Source organism: Pectobacterium fontis (genome assembly GCF_000803215.1).
Lineage (GTDB): Bacteria > Pseudomonadota > Gammaproteobacteria > Enterobacterales > Enterobacteriaceae > Pectobacterium > Pectobacterium fontis.
In genome coordinates, this window is record NZ_JSXC01000023.1 from 1 (window position 1) to 2,074 (window position 2,074).

General features: G+C 58.3%; 1 protein-coding gene and 1 pseudogene. Both read right to left on the reverse strand.

The annotated features are described in order from the left end of the window. Positions 1–173: 173 nt before the first annotated feature. Positions 174–1,217, reverse strand: coding sequence for a site-specific tyrosine recombinase XerC (gene xerC, locus OI69_RS07470; protein WP_039348214.1), 1,044 nt, complete (start codon positions 1,215–1,217; stop codon positions 174–176). Positions 1,218–1,250: 33 nt separating this feature from the next. Then, positions 1,251–2,074: pseudogene (locus OI69_RS07475) on the reverse strand (DNA primase); the annotation flags it as partial.

The following is a 2,074-nucleotide window of genomic DNA, read 5'->3' on the forward strand; positions in this document are numbered from 1 at the left end:
CCACATTATGTTGAATGACGTTCGGCCAGCAACGTTAAGTACAGAGAGCGCCATTGTCTGGCGCTGGCCGGGCGACATTTACCGCCGGAGCGCCTTAGCTGAACAAGGCAGTAAGCCCGCAGGGACGAGGGCTTTCTGCCCTGCACCATCCCTGCGGCCTTGAAGGGAGTGAGCTACTTTTTCGGGCTATCCGGCGACACGGTAGCGTCCGGTTTGCCTTTCTTCCGGCGTCGGGGCTTCGGCTTGCGCTCTGCTGGGTGCGTATTCTCATGCACCTGTTTCAGATGACCGATAGCCACACGGGTGTAGATTTGCGTCGTCTCCAGTTTTTCATGCCCTAAGATAGCTTGGATGTGTCGCGTATCTGCCCCGCGCTCCAGCATCTGCGTCGCCATCGAGTGCCGGAACAGGTGACACGCGCCCGCTTTCTTCAGGTGTGCATCATCCCGTATCGCCCGGCCTGCCAGTATCGTCAGCGTTGACCGCGCCAGCCGTTTCCCCCATATCGTCACGAACAGATAACCGCTGTCATGTTTTGTCGTCAGCCTCGGCCGTACCGCGTCCAGATAGCGCTGTACCCAGACCAGCGCACGCATTCCCACTGGCACCACCCTGTCCTTGTTCCCCTTACCTTGCCTGACGACAAGCACGCCGCGCCCCACGTCCACATCGGCCAGCATCAGCCCGGACAGCTCTGACCGCCGTAGCCCCGTGCTCCACAGCATTTCCAGCACGGCACGGTTGCGTAACCCTGTCAGCGTGTCTGTGTCCTGTGCGTCCATCACCGCCTCGGTTTCTTCTTCGCTCAGTATCTGTGCTGGCAGCCGTTTCTCCGCTTTCGGTAGCGTCATCTGCTCCGCTGGGTTGTACAGGATATGATGCCGTTGCAGCAGCCACCGGAACAGCCCGCGTATCGCTGACAGGCGGTTAAGCTGACCACCCTGTGCCAGCGGTTTACCGTCCGCCTTGCGGTAGCCATGAAGATAACGCTGATAGGCTTCCAGCACCGACAGGCTCACCTGTGCCGCCTGCGTGATGCCCCGCTCTTCGCACCATGTCACGAACGGGCGCAGCCGTTCACTGTAGGATTCTATTGTGCGTGGGCTGTGGTTCGTGGCAGCAAGGTGTTCGAGATAAGCCGTGGCGTACTGGCGCAGCGTCTGTGACAGGCTGCTAAGGTAAAGGGCTTGCGGGCTGGGCGGTTTCGGTCGGGTCATGGTGGCGCGTCCTGCGAAGTGAGAAGAAGGGAACTACGGTGTGATGCGCTTATCTGGCTTTGCCGGAACAGTGCTTTTCACCTTATCGCCACTTGCGACTGACGAACCCTTATCTGACGTGGCTTGGCGGGATTTTCCTTCCTCCAACTTGGCACCAACTTGGGGGCAACTTGAGGCCAACTTGCTCTCCTTAACCCCCAACTTGCGTGAGTCGTACTGTCCTGCGGGATTAGCTTCCGGCGGATCGATAAGGCCGCACAGATGTGTGTTGTCATCGCTGCCGTTCCCATCCCACAACAACTCGTATTGCAACAGATGACCCCGGCTACCGCCATGAACCAACAGGTACTCCATTTCGACCAGCCGCAGACAGTGGACTTTCAACTGGTTATCGCTCCACTGTGTCGCATCGCGGATATCCCGCCGCGTAAAGCGTACCTCGCCCGGCTTTTTGTTCTGCGTATGTGCTAGCTGGTTCACCATCCCCTGTATCAGCATCAGCAGCGTCCTTGTCTGTGGCGGCATCTCATCCAGCGTCCGGCCTAATATCTCGTGCGCTAACCGATTCGCCAGCACGATATCGGAACGCGCTACCTCGATATACTCGATGACCTGCCCACGGTGCTCCACCTGTTTCACTTCCCGCTGGCACTGGTGCAACAGCGCGATGCTTTGTATCAGGGTGAGGTACTTCATATGGTCGCGTCGCGTGCGCGTCTTGTCGCTCAGGAACGTCAACTGGCTGGCGAACGGGTTCACCACCTTTAACGGTTTGAGTAACCGCTGCGCATTCTGGTGAAGTTCCGTCAGATAGCCTTTCTCGTTCTCCATCAGCAACCCTTCCAGCGTCTGTTTAT

Excerpts from the sequence above, each read along its gene's own strand:
- xerC (WP_039348214.1), bottom strand. The coding sequence starts at position 1,217 with ATGACCCGACCGAAACCGCCCAGCCCGCAAGCCCTTTACCTTAGCAGC.